Source organism: Hyphomicrobium sp. 99, assembly GCF_000384335.2.
Classification (GTDB): Bacteria; Pseudomonadota; Alphaproteobacteria; order Rhizobiales; family Hyphomicrobiaceae; genus Hyphomicrobium_B.
Genome location: NZ_KQ031382.1, coordinates 1825637 through 1841207 on the forward strand (window position 1 = coordinate 1825637; position 15571 = coordinate 1841207).

The 15571-nt window shown below is 59.0% G+C and carries 12 protein-coding genes and 1 tRNA gene; 9 read left to right on the plus strand and 4 right to left on the minus strand.

Annotation, left to right across the window (positions count from 1 at the left end; translation table 11 throughout):
* Nucleotide 1 precedes the first annotated feature (1 nt).
* The 4 genes from G359_RS08770 (at nt 2) to G359_RS08785 (ending at nt 2758) form a co-directional block, all read left to right on the plus strand.
* Entirely contained in the window at nt 2-979 is a 978-nt protein-coding gene (locus G359_RS08770) for a beta-ketoacyl-ACP synthase III (protein WP_045835814.1), read from the plus strand.
* Nucleotides 980-1107: 128 nt separating this feature from the next.
* A complete protein-coding gene (locus G359_RS08775; RefSeq protein ID WP_045835815.1) occupies nt 1108-1413 on the plus strand; it encodes an integration host factor subunit alpha in 306 nt (101 codons plus the stop codon).
* 72 nt (nt 1414-1485) lie between these two features.
* Nucleotides 1486-2001: a MerR family transcriptional regulator gene (locus G359_RS08780; protein ID WP_045835816.1), complete on the plus strand. Its 516-nt coding sequence runs from the start codon at nt 1486-1488 to the stop codon at nt 1999-2001.
* Nucleotides 1985-2758 (plus strand): 4'-phosphopantetheinyl transferase family protein, encoded by a 774-nt coding sequence (locus G359_RS08785; protein WP_245279968.1) that lies wholly within the window; start codon nt 1985-1987, stop codon nt 2756-2758. The genes G359_RS08780 and G359_RS08785 overlap by 17 nt, the downstream gene beginning before the upstream one ends.
* A 19-nt stretch (nt 2759-2777) precedes the next feature.
* Here G359_RS08785 and G359_RS08790 read toward each other — a convergent pair whose 3' ends face one another.
* Together G359_RS08790 and G359_RS08795 are read right to left on the minus strand one after the other, a co-directional pair.
* On the minus strand, nt 2778-4055 hold the full coding sequence (locus tag G359_RS08790) for a hypothetical protein (protein WP_052699269.1): 1278 nt from the start codon (nt 4053-4055) through the stop codon (nt 2778-2780).
* A gap of 8 nt (nt 4056-4063) precedes the next feature.
* Nucleotides 4064-5422, minus strand: coding sequence for an APC family permease (locus tag G359_RS08795; RefSeq protein WP_045835819.1), 1359 nt, complete (start codon nt 5420-5422; stop codon nt 4064-4066).
* Nucleotides 5423-5726: 304 nt separating this feature from the next.
* Between G359_RS08795 and G359_RS08800 the strand changes: the two genes are divergently transcribed.
* The 4 genes from G359_RS08800 to G359_RS19670 all read left to right on the plus strand — a co-directional run bounded on the left by G359_RS08800 (nt 5727) and on the right by G359_RS19670 (nt 8561).
* Entirely contained in the window at nt 5727-6758 is a 1032-nt protein-coding gene (locus G359_RS08800; RefSeq protein WP_045835820.1) for an alpha/beta hydrolase, read from the plus strand.
* A 200-nt stretch (nt 6759-6958) separates the two neighbouring features.
* Nucleotides 6959-7036: transfer RNA gene (locus tag G359_RS08805), tRNA-Pro, on the plus strand.
* Between the two features lie 361 nt (nt 7037-7397).
* Nucleotides 7398-7739: a helix-turn-helix domain-containing protein gene (locus G359_RS08810; protein ID WP_197077555.1), complete on the plus strand. Its 342-nt coding sequence runs from the start codon at nt 7398-7400 to the stop codon at nt 7737-7739.
* 12 nt (nt 7740-7751) lie between these two features.
* Entirely contained in the window at nt 7752-8561 is an 810-nt protein-coding gene (locus G359_RS19670) for a vWA domain-containing protein (RefSeq protein WP_052699270.1), read from the plus strand.
* A gap of 410 nt (nt 8562-8971) precedes the next feature.
* Here G359_RS19670 and G359_RS08820 read toward each other — a convergent pair whose 3' ends face one another.
* Nucleotides 8972-9532: an invasion associated locus B family protein gene (locus tag G359_RS08820; protein ID WP_045835822.1), complete on the minus strand. Its 561-nt coding sequence runs from the start codon at nt 9530-9532 to the stop codon at nt 8972-8974.
* 87 nt (nt 9533-9619) lie between these two features.
* Nucleotides 9620-14422, minus strand: coding sequence for a beta strand repeat-containing protein (locus G359_RS19675; protein WP_052699271.1), 4803 nt, complete (start codon nt 14420-14422; stop codon nt 9620-9622).
* A 241-nt stretch (nt 14423-14663) separates the two neighbouring features.
* Here G359_RS19675 and G359_RS19680 point away from each other — a divergent pair, with 241 nt between their 5' ends.
* Complete coding sequence (locus G359_RS19680) at nt 14664-15434, plus strand: helix-turn-helix domain-containing protein (RefSeq protein ID WP_156150717.1); 771 nt, start codon at nt 14664-14666, stop codon at nt 15432-15434.
* Nucleotides 15435-15571 lie beyond the last annotated feature (137 nt).

The window sequence follows — 15571 nt, forward strand, 5'->3', positions numbered from 1 at the left end:
ATTGGCAGTCCTTCGCTCCGTCATCCGTGGCGTCGGCGCGCATCTTCCCAAACGCGTCGTGACCAACAATGACCTCGCAAAAATCGTCGATACGAGTGACGAATGGATCCGAGAGCGATCCGGCATCGTCACGCGCCACATCGCCGATGAAAATGAGCTGACATCCGATCTCGGCGCCGCTGCCGCCAAGCAAGCTTTGGTCCGGGCAGGGATCGATCCGATCGATATCGATCTCATCATCTGCGCCACCGCGACACCCGATCGAACGTTTCCCGCGACGGCGGTGAAAATTCAGTCGATGCTCGGCGTTACCAAGGGCGCTGCCTTCGACGTCCAGGCGGTGTGCTCGGGCTTCGTCTACGCTTTGACCATCGCCGACAACTTCCTCAAGACCGGGCAATCAAAACGCGCCCTCGTCATCGGCGCCGAAACCTTCTCGCGCATTCTCGATTGGTCGGACCGTTCGACCTGCGTGCTCTTCGGCGACGGCGCGGGCGCTGTCGTGCTCGAGGCGCAGACGCAGCACGGCGCGCGCGACGATCGGGGAATTCTCGCAACGAAACTTCGCTCGGACGGCCGCTTCGAGGACATGCTCTACGTCGACGGTGGCCCAGGATCGACGAAGACCGTCGGCCACGTGCGTATGAACGGCCGCGAGGTGTTCCGGCACGCAGTTCAGAAGATTTCCGGCGTCATCGAAGAGACCCTCGTCGAAACCGGTTATGCTCCGGACGAGATCGACCTGTTCATTCCCCATCAGGCCAACAAGCGCATTCTCGACGGGATCGCCAAAAAGCTGGGCGTCGCCCCCGAGAAGATCGTGATGACGCTCGATCGGCACGGCAATACCTCGGCGGCGTCAATCCCGTTGGCACTGAACGACGCGTTCGAGGCCCACCGGGTCAAGGAAGGCAGCCTGATCCTGATGGAGGCCATGGGCGGAGGCTTCACATGGGGCGCCGTCCTCGCCCGCTGGTAACCAAATTGGTGCGCTGCAGCGTAGAAAGTCGTGCTTTTTCAGTTGCTTGTTAGCTCCTCCCGTTGACCCCGCGACCAACCGCCGCTACCATCGCGCGCTGGAGCAGATGCTTGGGCTGGGAGAACGAGATGGTGGGCAAGACGTTGACGCGGGCCGATCTTGCGGAAGCCGTCGTTGAAAAAGTTGGGTTGCCGCGCAATGAGAGCCAGGACCTCGTTGAGCGCGTGCTCGATGAGATTTCGGGAAGCTTGGCGGAAGGCGATGCGGTGAAGCTATCGTCCTTCGGCTCGTTCGGTATCCGCCAAAAAGGCCAGCGGGTCGGGCGCAATCCGAAGACGGGCGAGGAAGTCCCTATCACGCCACGACGCGTTCTGGTTTTCCGCCCATCGAACATTATGAAAGACCGTATCAACAAAGGTCACGCGAAGCGCTGAGAACCGATTGCATCGCGATCGAACTGAGCGTTCAATCGCCAAACATGCGGGCATGCGCGAGGGCGATGATTCATGAACAAGTCGGCGGAGGCATTTCGCACGATCGGAGAAGTGGCTGACGAGCTGCAAATCCCGAAGCATGTCCTGCGCTTTTGGGAGGGAAGGTTCCCGCAAATCCGTCCGATGAAACGTGGCGGCGGCCGCCGCTACTATCGGCCGGAGGATATGGAGCTTCTGCGCGGCATCCGCGCCTTGCTTCATGCGGAAGGCTACACGATACGCGGCGTCCAAAAAATTCTGCGCGAGCATGGCGTCGATCAGGTCAAGGCAGCAGCGCATCGCGTAGCGGCGGCGCAGGCTGCAACGCCGGCCGAACCCGCCGCCCGCAAGCGCGGACGCAAGCCGGTCGCGAAGGCTGCAGCAGCCGAACAGCAGACCAATGCCCGGGACGAGAGCCCCGTACCGGCAAAGGTTCAGATCCTGACCGCAATTCGCGAACTCGAAATCGCACGCGCCATACTCCTTGGTCAGCCCCTCAACGCCGTTGAAAACGGCGACTTGAAGAAACCGCGTGCAGGCCGGTCATAAGGATCGAGGCGCGGCAGAAACAAATATGCCGTCGCGTCTCGCAGCCGTGAGCGATCTCGAAGTATTCTTCGTCGATCTGGCCAAATCGGCATCGCTCCTGGATGCCGAGGAAAAGGCGACGCCCCGCCTTTCTGTATCCGATCACAACCGCGTCGCGTCCATGTCCGGTGACGGTGAAGGACGGCGGCTCTGGCGTAATGCACGCATCGCAACTCGCATCGTGCTGGAACGCGCGGGCGGTCCAGGCATCCGGCAAGTCGACTTCGAGATTGAACCTGGAGGGCGACCGAAGCTCCCCGCAGGATCTCCGGGGTTCAACGTCTCGCACACCGGCGAAGCAGCTCTCATCGCGGTATCGAAGAACGCGCCGGTCGGTGTCGACCTCGAAAGAAAAGAGCGCAGCATCAAAATGTCCGGCGACCGGCGGCAGCGGATCATCGCCGCCGCTGAGCGGATTGGTTCTGATCGGCAACTCTCTCCGATCCTCGATACGGACGTCATGAAGGCCTGGGTACGTCTCGAAGCGGCCGCCAAAGCGCTCGGCATTGGCATCGGCCGGCTGCTGACGGAAGAGGGCGTTGTCGGCAGCAAAGCACGAAGCCAGCCGCACGGCGCTAGGGACGCCATGGAGGTCAGACTTCTCGACGTCGGCGAGAGTTACGTCGCGGCTATCGCAGCCGAACGCCTTCCGGAAAAAATCGACGTGCTTTCGTTTCCGGCGGATGACCTCGACGGGTTTATCCCGCAACGATCATAAACCGGAAACGTACGCGCGATCAGGGCGAGTAGCCGAATATCTGGAACGGATTGCTGACGGTCTGCTGCTTGTGGCGACGGTACCGTGGACGTGACGGCGTATCGGCCTTGGCCTCGACCTTGGGCTTAGAACCAGAAGCCTCGACTCCGCTCTTCTTCCCAGCGGCCACAGGCTCCGACTCGAATGCGGTCGCTGACGGATCTTTGACGGCAAGCAGGATGTTCGACTCCATCGGCCGCCAACGATACCCGAGGCTGAAATCGATCGGTGTCGATTTTTCCTTCGCGAAAACCTCTTTGAGCTTCCCCTGATATTGGCCGGCGAAAAGGTCTATCGGACCGACGTAACGGCCATATGGATGAAGCTGCCACCCCTGCGCGAAGAAACGCACCGGGATGCCCGAGTCGTCTTGAAGCAGCGACACGCTGTGCGAAAGCAGGAAGTCGCGAACAGTCGAGAAATTATCGGAGTGCATCAGATACGACGCGCTCTTGAGGAAGGCGTCGCCATGCCCGAGCTTGTCGCCGAACGTCAGGAAGCCGCTCGTCTTGATGCCGCTGTCCGACAAGTCAGTGCTGAAATAATAAAGCGTGCGTTTCTTGCCGACGTTCGGATCGGAGAAAATGATCTTCGCGCCCTTGCCGGTCGGGTTCGCAATATTCTCTTCGACCGGATGCAGCGTGCCGTCGCTCTGAAGATCGAACAGCGAGATGTCGTAGATCGTCTTGCCCGAGCGTGCGAGGAACGTCATCAACACAGGGATCGTGCCGTTGAGCTTCGCGCGGCTGAAATCGATGCGCATCGATTTTGTCCGGAAGAAGCTGTAGCTCATCACCGAGTCCAACGACGACCGAAGGCCGCGAAGCGAGCTTGCGATTTCGCCGCGCGAGAACTTCCGCAGATCCGGAATTTGGCCCGGAGGCTCGAGGCCCGCCATTACATAGGTATCGGCCGATGGAAAGAATGCGTCCGCGTAAAGGAAGTCCGGCCCGCTGAAGAGGTAGAACAGCACCGACTGCCGGTTATTGAAATCGCGCGAGACCATGGCGCGGATCTTCGACAGCTGGCGCCTTTCGAGACCCTCCCAGGCCGAGTCGAAGCTTTGCGCGTACTGCTTCCAGTATCCGTCGTTCGTGTAAGTGGCGAGAGGCGAGCCCGGCGACGGCTGCAGTCCCGCGATGAAGCGGGCCGTATCGTTGATGCTGGCGCTCGGCTCGGCGCGTGCGGATACGGCGACGATTGAGGATGCAATGGCCACTACGGCGGCAATCGCAACGGTGACGCGCATTCTAGCCATGTTTAATCCTATTGAGGTCTTGCATCACTCATCAAACGCCAATGGGAAATGGCATAAACGGCCAAACCCGTCAGCATGATGGCAAGACCAGCCAGCGACTGCAGAGGACGCTCGACAACGAGGTAATACATCATGAAAGCGGTCACACCGAGGAATATCAGCGGCGTGATCGGGTAGCCCCAGGTCCTGTACGGCCGCGGCAAATCGGGTGACGTCCAGCGCAGCACGATGACGCCCAGCACGGCGAGGAATGAGCAAAGCGTGAGACTGAACTGGATCGTGTCGAGAATTGCCTCGAAGCTCTGTGTCATGAGCAACAGGGTGACGATGCCGAGCTGCAATAGAATTGCCGCCCTCGGAACGCCGTCGCTCGTCGTGTGCGAAAGAGCGCGAAGCATCGCATGATCCTTCCCCATCGCCATCGTGACGCGAGGGCCGATCCAGGTCATGGCGCTGATGGAAGAAACGAGGCCGATGCAGATCAGGCCGCCGACGATCCGGCCGCCGATTTCGCCGAAAATGTGCTTCCCGGCGACGAGTGCGACGTCGAGCTGGCCGGCCATCGCCGAGATCGGCGTCGTGTATAGAAACACCGCATTGAGCGCGACATAGCTCGTGATGACGATCAAGGTCGCTGCAACGATCGAACGTGGCAGACTGACGGAGGGTTCGCGAATTTCACCCGCGATATACGTCGCGGCGTTCCAGCCGGAATAGGCATACATCACGAACACCAAGCTCACCGCGAATGGCGCGCTCGCGATATAGCCCATGTCGTCTGCCGACGGCGCGAACGAAATGGGCTGCGGAGTTCCGCACGCGAGCCCCGCGATGATGAGTGCGAGGATCAGAGCGCCTTTGATGATCGTCGAGATGTTCTGGAACTTGCTCGAATGCTGGATGCCGCTGAGATGGATGGCCGTCACGATCCAAACGACGCCAAGCCCAAGAAAAAGCGGCGAGATGTCGGGAATGATCGCTTTGAAGTAGACGCCGAAGGCCATCGCCGCGAGGGCGATCGGAGCAGAAAAACCGAGTGTTGCCGATATCCATCCCGCAAGAAAGCCGATGGCCGGATGATAGATGCGGGAGAGAAAATTGTACTCGCCGCCCGACCGCGGAAAAGCCGCTGCCAATTCCGCGTAGGCAAGCGCGCCGCAAAGGGCTGCAACGCCGCCGATGACCCAGAGCAACAGCACTGAGAACGCCGATGGAATGCTCGCGACTTGAAACCCGAGGCTAGTGAAAACGCCGATGCCGATCATGTCGGCGACAGCGAGAGCAGTAGCTGTAACCGTCGAAACTGTCCGGATGTCGAGCCCAGGGGCGATCGAGGACGGTGCGCGGATGCTGGCGGCAGTTGTCATTGAAGGAGCTTAACCGTGGCCGATTCGACGGACAGTATTGACTCGGGTGTAGAGCAACAACTGCCGATAGAACATGTTAAAAGCCCGTTGCTAAAATACATCTAGCGCGTTGCGCGGAGAGTTCGGTTCACGCCATGCCCACAGTGGGGCATTATGTCGTCGCTTTTACGTACGGTGGCGGGTCTCACGAATTGAACAACTTTGGACCTTAGAGCCACTCATCGATTTATAGCCGAATCGCGGCGGACTATTCTGCGTGAGGGTAAACGCAATTCTAATGAATGAAGACGGGGTGTCGTAGCGCATGGCGCCGACGACCACAAACTGCGGGCGACGGACGTTTCTTGCGCAAGCTCTCGGCGCAGGCCTCGCATGGACGCTGAATGCTTCAGATGCTGGCGCAGTAGCCAAGACGGGCAAGAGCCCGGCCGCGCCCTCCAAAACACAAGTTCAATCGAGAAGCGGCCCGACCAAGACCGCGAAAACAGCGCTCGTGCCCTTCGATACCGCGCCCTTTCCGTATCATGGAACGATGCCGGGTTCGAACGCGCCGTTCCTCAATGTCGATGAAAACGGCCGCAAGGGGCATCGGACCGGGTCGGGGCGCGTCTATTGGGAAGATCAGACCTACAACGATAATCGGGTGCTTCTGCACATTCCGAAGGGCTTCGATATCCGCCGCCCGGCGTTGATGATGGTCTTCTTTCACGGCCACGGCGCAACGCTCCAGCGAGACGTGCTTGCGCGCCAGAAAGTGCCGGATCAGATTTCGGCATCGAACGCCAATGTCGTTCTCGTTGCGCCTCAGCTTGCCGTCGATGCAGCGGACTCCAGCGCAGGCAAATTCTGGCAGCCCGGCGTCTTCGGACGTTTCATCGGCGAGGCCGGACAGCAACTCGCGCGCCTGCACGGGGACCGCAAATCGCTCCGCACGTTTGCGAGCATGCCGGTCATCGTCGTCGCCTATAGCGGCGGATACGTCGCGGCCGCGTCTGCCATCGAGCGCGGCGGCCTGAAGAAGCGCGTCCGCGGCGTCGTGCTTTTGGACTCGCTCTATGGCGACCTCGACAAGTTCGCTCATTGGATAGAGGCGGACCCGTCCGCATTCTTCGTCAGCGTCTACCTTGGCTCCACGCGCAATCAGAACGCCCAGTTCGAGGGTATACTCGCCGCGCACGACGTCGACGTCAGCCCGCAGATAAACACGCGGCTGGCGACCGGCGGCGTCGCGGTGGTTCCGGGAGGCGACGTGCGGCATCGCGATCTCGTGACCCACGCCTGGGTCGAAAATCCGATCATCGACATCCTGAAGCGGCTACCCGAATATCGTCGTTAAGAGGTCTGGCGCATCGCGGGCCCGCGACCCAAGGTCCGCGGTCGGGCCTCACAGACCAGGGATACACGGCCTTCCGGGTACATCGTCCTTGACGGGGGTGATCGTTCCAGGTACCCAACGCCCAGATCGACCGGCCAGATCGACCGGGTGGCCTCCCTGACGCGACGTTCAGGCTGAAGGGGCCATCGAGATTTCCAAATCGGAGCGTAGCGCAGCCTGGTTAGCGCACCAGTCTGGGGGACTGGGGGTCGGAGGTTCAAATCCTCTCGCTCCGACCAATCTTTTTCATGGGTATAGCGCCAAGGCGCTCCGCAATCGAGGCGATGCTCTACAGCGGGCGCCTGTGAATTTTTTCAATTCTCCTCCTCAGTCAACTCAGGCTTCATCGGCGTGGGTGGTTCCTCGATGATCCGAGCGCATCGCCGTGCAGGCGATGCAAACCAAGTCTCACCGAAAATTCATCAGCATAGCGCTTTTCGGCGCGCCATTTGACGGCAGGCCGCAGAGCTGTCTCTTCCACCCGCAAAATCCGCGGCAACGATCTAGTTGCACGCTCTTGAGGCCGATGACGGGGCCAAAAACAAAAAAAATCGACGCGTTGCACTTGACGCAAGTCGATGGTTGCATCACATGCAAGTCATGTCGAAGCAACCGAAGTCCAAAACCGTCGATGAACGCCTCGCCGAGATACGCGAGCGCTTGAGTGATGCCAGACGGTTGTCGGGGCTGACACAAACGGCCATCGCCGAGGCGATGGAATTGTCCAACAGCCAATACTCGCGGCTGGAAAGCGGCAGCACCGAAATGACGCTGCGCCAATTCCTGATCGCCTGTGAGGAAGTGCACCTCGACCCGGCCGCCGTGCTCGGCGCTCATGAGGAGGCCGCAATTCAGAGCCTCCGCAGGCGTCTTGTCGATACGGAGACGAAGCTCGCGGCCATCCATCGGGTGCTTGGCAAGAAGGACGTCTGGGAAACCTGAAAGGATACCCGCATGACCGAAACGAGCACGACCGACGCGACCGGCAACACGACCATCGTCATGATTCTTGATCGCTCCGGCTCGATGTCGAGCTGCCGCGAAGCGACGATCACCGCCGTCAACAAATACCTGAAGGACTCGAAAGCCGACGCGACGCTGAAGGACGCCGATTTCGAGCTGGTGATTTTTGATACCAACTCCATCGACACGATCCGCGAGGGCAAGATCGCCGATGCGCCGGAACTCACTGCCGCCGACTTCGTGCCCCGTTCAGGTACCCCGTTGCTCGACGCGGTCGGGCGCGGCATCAGCAAGATCGACGCTAAGCTCGCGGCCAGCAATGGCGAGAAGGCGATCCTGGTCGTGGTGACAGACGGCGAAGAGAACCAGAGCCGGAAGCACACCTATGAAAGCATCGAGGCCTTGATCACCGACCGACAGGAAAAGGGTTGGCTGATCCTGTTCTTGGGCGCCGGGCTCGCCTCGGCGCAGCAGGGCACCCGCATGGGCATCCGTCAAGCGAACGTCGCCAACATCGGACTCGATGAAGCAGCGTTTTCTGAAGCCATGACGGCCATGTCGGTGTCGAACGTTCGCTATGCCCGCTCGCACTTTGAAGACGCCAAGGCCTATGCCGGCTCGGAGAAGTTCACCAAGCAGATGCGCAAGCGGATGGGCGACGCGTCCGGCGGCAAGGGCATCGTCGATGTCGACGCCCTTGATGATCTGAAGAAGGCCATCAATCGCGGCCAGCCGGCCGCCGCTCCGAAACCCGAGGACATTTGGGTTCAGAGCGGCTCCGACGACATCTGGGGCAGCTAAGAAACAGCGCGCTCCTGTGTTTAAGGCCGGGAGGGATCCCGGCCTCCGAACTTCAGGGCCGGCGGCAATGGAACCCTCGTCGAAGCGTCCAAACCCTTCGCCGCAGCCGTCGTCGTCAACCAGGGGCCCCCTACGAGCAATAGCTCACCGGTGATGGCATGAAGGAGCATCCGCTTCGCCCACGCAAAAAACCAAAAATGAGCCAGCTAAAAATTTTAGATTGAGGCTGTTAACGCCAGATCTACCGCCAAATGGCGGTTGTTTCAGTAAAGCTACCTGATATTCAAATCAGTGACTTAGGCTCAAACGATCATCCTGGGGGACTGGGGGCCGGAGGTTCAAATCCTCTCGCTCCGACCATTAAATTCCTGGAATTTAGACACGACGAACCGTGTCTCGGAAGAAATCCGTTAATTCTTCACTTCCTGGACGTATGCGGCCAACGCCTTTGGAAAACCGTTCATCGAGAATTCGATGTTTACCGGTTTCTTTTGGAGCGACTCGATGGTGACGCGCAATTTGCTGGCCGCTTGCATCTCCGAAATTTCAGTCGCGGAAAATTCCACAATCGATAGGCAGCCATTGGCAACACACGTGACGAATTCAAGTGTGATTGGCGACGCGTCGCCAATCTGAAGCTGGCCGCCCTTGTTCACTGCGAACCCAAGCGGAGCAGTGATGTTTCCTATGCTTTTTCCGCTCGCATCTCTTCCGATGGATAGTGACGACAAGAAGCGGCCGGTTTGCGTTTGCGAGAGAGTTTGAGACAAAGCACAGGTCTTGGGCGATCCGTCTTTTTGAGCGCAAGCAACGACCCAGTCGCCAATCGTCTGCTTGGTTTCCTTTATCGGGCTTTCAGTCGTCGCCTTTACCGGCCGAAGCATCGCCTTTTTTGCGGGCTCCGCTTGAGCGAAGGCGAACGACGTTGAACCTAAAACCAAGAGTGCGACGAGCGCATTGCGTCGAGGCATGGCGAAACTCCCGCTAAATCTTTGAGGTTTGAAAATAAAAAGAGAAACGGGGGCCTTGCCGACCCCCGTCTCGGTCAGTTCCAGCGATCACCAACCTACGCGAACTCCGACCTGTCCGGAGTATCCGATGAGATCGTCCTCGCCGAAAAGGAAATTGCCTTTCGCGAAGGCGCTGGTGCCGCTGTTGTCCAAAGTGAACAGGTTTACACCACCAGAAACTTCGCCCAGGGCACCTGTCGTATTGTCGTTCGCTGAGAGCTTGAAGCCGTTGCTGGTCAGTGAAGCGGTGTTATCGCCTAAGAATTCATACAAACCGCTCATACCGAGGAACGGCTCGACACGATAGGCCGAATGGACGAATGCAGTGCCTACCCGAACGCCGATGCGGCCGAGGAGACTATCGCCGTCATCGAAGTTCACTTCCGTTCCATAAAGGTTGAGCGAGTCTACGTTGGTGCGAACATAAGAGAGAGTTGCACCCGGCTCGATGAATGTGCCGAAGCCGAGGTTCGTCCTATAGCCGCTATCGATCGTAAAGCCGTACGACGCGAAGCTGCTGTTGTCTTTGGCGCTCAGGTTAGTTGTCCAATTGGAATAGTCCACGGTGCCGATATCGGCACTGAACTTACTATCGACGAACCAGCCGCCGTTGAGATAGGTGGCGTAGGCACCCACCGTACCGGCATCGAAGCCAACGTTGGTCGTCGACTTCGAGAAGTCGAGATCAGAGTGGGTGTATCCGCCAAGGACGCCGAACACCCAAGCACTGGTCCCAGTCGCCGTCGCTTCTCTGAAGCGTACAAGATCGACGCCGCCGACAACGCCGTAGCCAGTCTGGTTTGTGTCGATGCCGTAGTGGAAGCTCCGGTCATAAAGCGCGAACGACTGGCTCGTATCGCGATCCTGATTGAAGCCCCAGCCCTTTGCCCAAACCGCCGACTTGAGGCCCGGAGCGCAAGGTCCGCTTGGATCTTTCAGGCTGGCTGCCTGTGGGCAACCATCTATTAGCGTAGTGCGCAGATCTGCAGTGCGGTCGAGCCAGACGCCGTTCGCCTGATGCCACATCGTCTGGGCCGCAGTCACGATGGAGGGCAGCTCGAAGAATGTCGCGTCCGGAGTGCTGGCGATAACCCAAGCATCAAACCCCTCTCCTTTGAAGTCAGGATTGAGGAAGACGTCGTACGAGAATAGTCCTTTGTCGATCGGGCCGTTCGCGGCATAGAAGTCGCCGCTTGCTGTCGATCCAGCGACCAGCGCGAAGATCACGCCATCACGATTGAATGCGCCGGCCTGGTGGGGGATCGTGTCGTTGATCTCGACTGCCGTTCCCGAGTTGGTGTTGCCGCCGACGCCGAGGAAGTCGGAGAGGGAGAGCCCGGAGCTGGCTCCCAGCTTCGCATCGATCGCCAGCCTGCTGCCCGCGCCACCATTGAAATTGCCCGTCGTGGTGGTGGAGTCGGTGATCGAGCCGTCCTGCATGTTGAGACGACCGCCTGCGTTGTTGAAGTTTTCGAGACCGACAAAATTGGTCGTCCCACTCACCCTGAACTCGCCACTATTGTTGACGGTGCTCGTTCCGCCGTTTGCAAATGCAAACACTGACAGACCAACGCTGTTGATCAGACCTCCGGCATTGTTGTTGATGACATTGTCGCCGCCGGTTGCGAACGCGTTCAGCCCGGACGTCGTCCAGGTGCCGCCATCCTTGTTATTGATGACGTTATCGCCGCCGTTCGTCGTCAGTGCGGCGATTGATCCGACTAAGTCGCCGGAGTTGTTGACGGTGAGCTGGCCGCCGATCGTAGCGATGATTGGACTATACGGCAGGCCACCGCTGTTTTTAATCGTTGCCCCCGAGTTGTTGTCGATCTCTGTTCCTCCGTCTGTGACCGACAAGATCGTGGGAATGAAGGCCGTTCTATTCGTGATCGTGCCATTGTTGGTCAGCTTGACGGTGTCGTGGCCGCTTGGGCCGACAGCCAGAGCTGTGACGCCGAAGGAGTCGCCGGTGACGGAGGCGTTCGCTCCGACGTCGATTGCGACATTGCCGTCGCCCAGCTTGAGGGCGGCGATGCCGACGCCGCCGAAGCCGGGGGTCGCTGTGACGGTCGCGTCTTTACCAACGTTGATATCGACTTCGCCCGTGCCGATGTTGCCGCCGAATACACCGATACCGTCAGCACTCACCGCTACGCCTTTCGCGACATTGGACTGTGCCGTGCCGGAACCGATGGTGAAGGAAGACACCCCAATGAACGGCGGATCGATGTTGGCGTTCGCCGTCGCCGTGGCATTGCCGCCGATTGAGAGGGCTCCAACCCCGACGAAGCCATTGGACACGGAGACTTCGGCGTTGTTCGTCGCCGTCGCATCTCCGTTAATCGCGAATGCGCCCACACCTGCAAGCCCGTTCGATATACTCACGGTGTTATAGCTTGTTGCATTCGCATTGCCGTCAATCGCAGTGCTGATCAGACCGCTGCCGTTGGTGGCTTTGACAGCGCCGTGAGTCGTTACGTTTGAGTCGCCGCCGATTGCTGTTGAAACCGCAGCCGATCCGTTGTCAGCGGTGATGGCTCCGAGGTCGATCGTCGAGTTTCCTCCGAGCGCCGTGGACAGGCCGCCCGCGCCGCCGGAGTTTACGATTGAATTCGCACCTTGGATTTTGGCGTCTCCGCCAGCTGACAGAGCGTTGAGACCAAGGCCCGTTGCATTCACCGTCGTATTATCTGCCACGGTGACTGTGGCGTTGGTGCCGATTGCGGAGCCGCCCACCAGCGGTCCGGGCCCCGTGATGTCTGCGTTGATGTTTGTGTTGGCATCGCCGCCGATGGCCAGCGAGCTGACGCCGACGAGCCCGTTGGTCACGGAGACTTTGTCGTTGTTGGTGGCCGTGGCGTTATTGCCGATGGAGGTGCTGGTGACGCCGTTGCCGTTCGTTACCGTAACGAGTTGGTTCGTCGTGACGTTGGAAGCGCCGTTTATTGCAATACCAGTTGCGCCGTCGCCATTGGTTGCGGTGATCGGTCCGTCGCCGTTGATGGTGACGCCCCCGCCCAACGCCAATCCGAAAATACCGGCGCCGTTGTTGGCCGTAACAGGGCCCGCACTGATGTTGACGTTGCCGGCACCCAAAGCCAAGCCGACGACGCCAGTCCCCTGCGAGATGGTCGTGATGTGATCGCCTGAGATGACCGAGTTGCCTGTTCCGGTTCCGACTGCAAGCAGGCCGACGTCTTGAGCGTTGACAACCACGTCGGCACCCACCGCCGTTTGGATCGTGGCGTCACCCGCGCCGCCGCTGCCGGCAGCGACGCCGAACGACGCGCCGCCAACATCGCCGGAGAGCGTAGCCGTACCGGAGTTGGCACCAATGGCGGCCACACCGACGAGGCCGTTCGTGGCCGTGACCGTGCCGGAATTGACTATAGCGTCATGTCCTGCAAGCGCGATGATGCCGGAGCCGTTGTTTGAAGTGACGGTGCCCGTCGCGGAGTCGACACGCGAGTCGTTGCCGAGCGCGGTGGCGGATACGCCGGTGCCGGTGGCAGTCGTGATCGTTCCGCCGGTGTTGGTGACGGTCGCGTCATTCGCGCCGAGCGCAACAACACCGCCGGTCTGCGCATTTATTGTTTTCGAATTCGTCACAACCGCATTGCCGCCAGTGCCCAGCGACGTCGAGATCGCGCCGATGTTTGTCGTGGACGTCAGCGTTCCGCTATTCGTGACAGTCGCAACTGCATTGGCGTTAAGGGACGTCGCGGATGCGCCGATACCACCGTTAGCGGTCAGTGTCCCGCTGTTCGTGACTGTGGAGTTGTCACCCGATAATACAATAGCGCCGCTGCCGCCCGCCGTGACTGTACGGGTGTTGGTAGCAGTGCCTGTCGTGGCGGCTCCAACCACCAATCCCGACCCCCCCGCCTTGATAGTGCCGTCGTTAGTCGCCGTCGCGTCGGCGCCGATCGAAAGCGCCGAGATGCCAATACCGTTTGTGGCGGTGATATTGCCGGTAGCGGAGTTCGTTCCGGTCGCAGTGCCCTGCGACGCGACAATGATGCCTGACTTGTTGGCATTGATCACAAAATTGTTCGTCGCTGTGGCCTTGCCGCCCGTCGGCACCAAACCTGTCAGCGAGTCTGTGGTGACGATGCCGGATCCGTTGGTTGACACCAAAGTACCGTTATTGATGGCGGTCGCATTCCCTGATTCCGACCATACGTTGATTGAGTTTCCAACTGACTGAACCGCCGCGTTGGCATTATTCGTAACCTTCGCGTCTCCGCTGCCGGTAGGACTTGCAAGAGGATTGCCCGCAACGGCGTTGAGGCCGACTCCGCCGGCGGTTACAAGGCCACTGTTGTTGATCGTGGCATCGTTGCCCGTGCCGTCCGTCCATACAAATACGCCGTCGCGCTGAGCGTTAATGCTGGCGAGCTGATTTACGTTGACGACCACATCGGTCGGCACACCGCCGGAAACGAGCCCGAGCGTATAGTTTGCGACCGTCACGCCGTTACCTGCAATTGGCCGATTGAGGGCCGCTGCGGCAGCTAGGTTCGCCACCCCAGTAATGTCTTGCGAGACGACACCTGTAGGCGTTGTTCCGTTACCTATGTTGAGCGTGAAGGGGTTCTGCGCACCCGTCGGCGTGTATTCGATGCCGCCGTTCTGAAGAGTTGGAATGGTATTGTTGGGAACGTAGTTGAGATTTGTGCAATTCTTCGTCGCTGCTATCGAGCCGCACTCGTCAGTTGCCAAGGCCACATCAGGAAGCAGCGCGATTGCCGTTAGCATCGTACCGGACATAAGGAACGCCCGAAACGGGCGCAGCGCTAGTGGTCTTTCGGCGGCATAAATATTGCCGCGAATATTGAAATATAATTTCATCCTGAATATCCCGCCTTGCGAAATAACTCTCTCTATCGGCAATCCGGCCGAGTTGAAGGTTTGGCTATCATCGGTAAGATGCGGCGCGTGAGATGCGTGAGCGCATCAGTGACCTTGTTTCGCTACAAAATTGCCAAATTCTAAGATCCGCGGCGGGAATTTCGGCTGTTGGAATGCTTTTTTTCGTTTCCAAAATTGATTTTTATCAACGCTCAAAGAGCTTCCCTGAACGGAGTAGGTCGTGTTAGCTAATCGGCATTGCCTATTTCGGTATTTTTCAAAAATGCATTGTGGCTCTGAAATTTTTCAGGACGTCGAGCTATTTGCTGGAGTCGAAGCGACGCTTCTGGCTGCGTTATCGTCGCAATTTTTCGTTTTGGACGTTCCGCGGCGCGTCGTGATTCTTAAGCAAAATCAGCCTGTCGACGCCCTTCGTGTTCTCCTCAACGGCAAGGCGATGGCGTTCTGCGAGCATGGTTTGCGCTTTGCGGCTATGGGGCTGTTCAACGCCGGCGACGGCTTTTGGTGGGACGGCTTAATCGGGGGAGGCGTCGCATCGATCTCCGTGCAAACGGTCGAAGATTCTCGTTTGCTAATTATGCCTTCGTCGCCACTGAAAGATCTGATCCACTCGAGCAATCGCTTCTGCGAAAATGTTATGAGGCAGCAAGCTTCTTTCGCGGAACGACAATTGCGCGCGATGAAAGGTCTTAAGCTGCGTTCAGCTTCGGAGCGCCTGGCGGCGTGGCTTTTGGAAAACGCCCACAAGACGAATTCCAAGGATAGGGTAGATTTGCCGATCGAAAAGCAATTGCTCGCCTCCGAATTGGCGATGACTCCCGAAAATCTGGCCAGATCTCTTGGTAATTTGGTTCCTCACGGAATTAAGCTCGATGGAAAGAGAATCTGGATCACGAATAGAGCTGCCTTGGAGAAATTTGTGCAGCCGACCGCTAGCATAGAAGGGCGGCCTGCCGAGCATTTTGCATCGCAGATTTGCGAGAATTTTTAGTCGCCATTTTCTGGTTCGCCCCCCCAAACGCACCGGGGCTGCGTGATGGATTGTACGCTCGTCGACGCGGTCAAATGGCTGGCGTGAGAAATACGCGCAGCGGGACGTTCGATCATGTGCTGTTGAAGACGACTGGC

What these genes read in the sequence shown, in the direction of transcription:
- G359_RS08775 (WP_045835815.1), top strand. Translation starts at nt 1,108, where the DNA reads ATGGTGGGCAAGACGTTGACGCGGGCCGATCTTGCGGAAGCCGTCGTT.
- G359_RS08780 (WP_045835816.1), top strand. Translation starts at nt 1,486, where the DNA reads ATGAACAAGTCGGCGGAGGCATTTCGCACGATCGGAGAAGTGGCTGAC.
- G359_RS08790 (WP_052699269.1), bottom strand. Translation starts at nt 4,055, where the DNA reads ATGGCTAGAATGCGCGTCACCGTTGCGATTGCCGCCGTAGTGGCCATT.
- G359_RS08795 (WP_045835819.1), bottom strand. Translation starts at nt 5,422, where the DNA reads ATGACAACTGCCGCCAGCATCCGCGCACCGTCCTCGATCGCCCCTGGG.
- G359_RS08800 (WP_045835820.1), top strand. Translation starts at nt 5,727, where the DNA reads ATGGCGCCGACGACCACAAACTGCGGGCGACGGACGTTTCTTGCGCAA.
- G359_RS08810 (WP_197077555.1), top strand. Translation starts at nt 7,398, where the DNA reads ATGTCGAAGCAACCGAAGTCCAAAACCGTCGATGAACGCCTCGCCGAG.
- G359_RS19670 (WP_052699270.1), top strand. Translation starts at nt 7,752, where the DNA reads ATGACCGAAACGAGCACGACCGACGCGACCGGCAACACGACCATCGTC.
- G359_RS08820 (WP_045835822.1), bottom strand. Translation starts at nt 9,532, where the DNA reads ATGCCTCGACGCAATGCGCTCGTCGCACTCTTGGTTTTAGGTTCAACG.
- G359_RS19675 (WP_052699271.1), bottom strand. Translation starts at nt 14,422, where the DNA reads ATGAAATTATATTTCAATATTCGCGGCAATATTTATGCCGCCGAAAGA.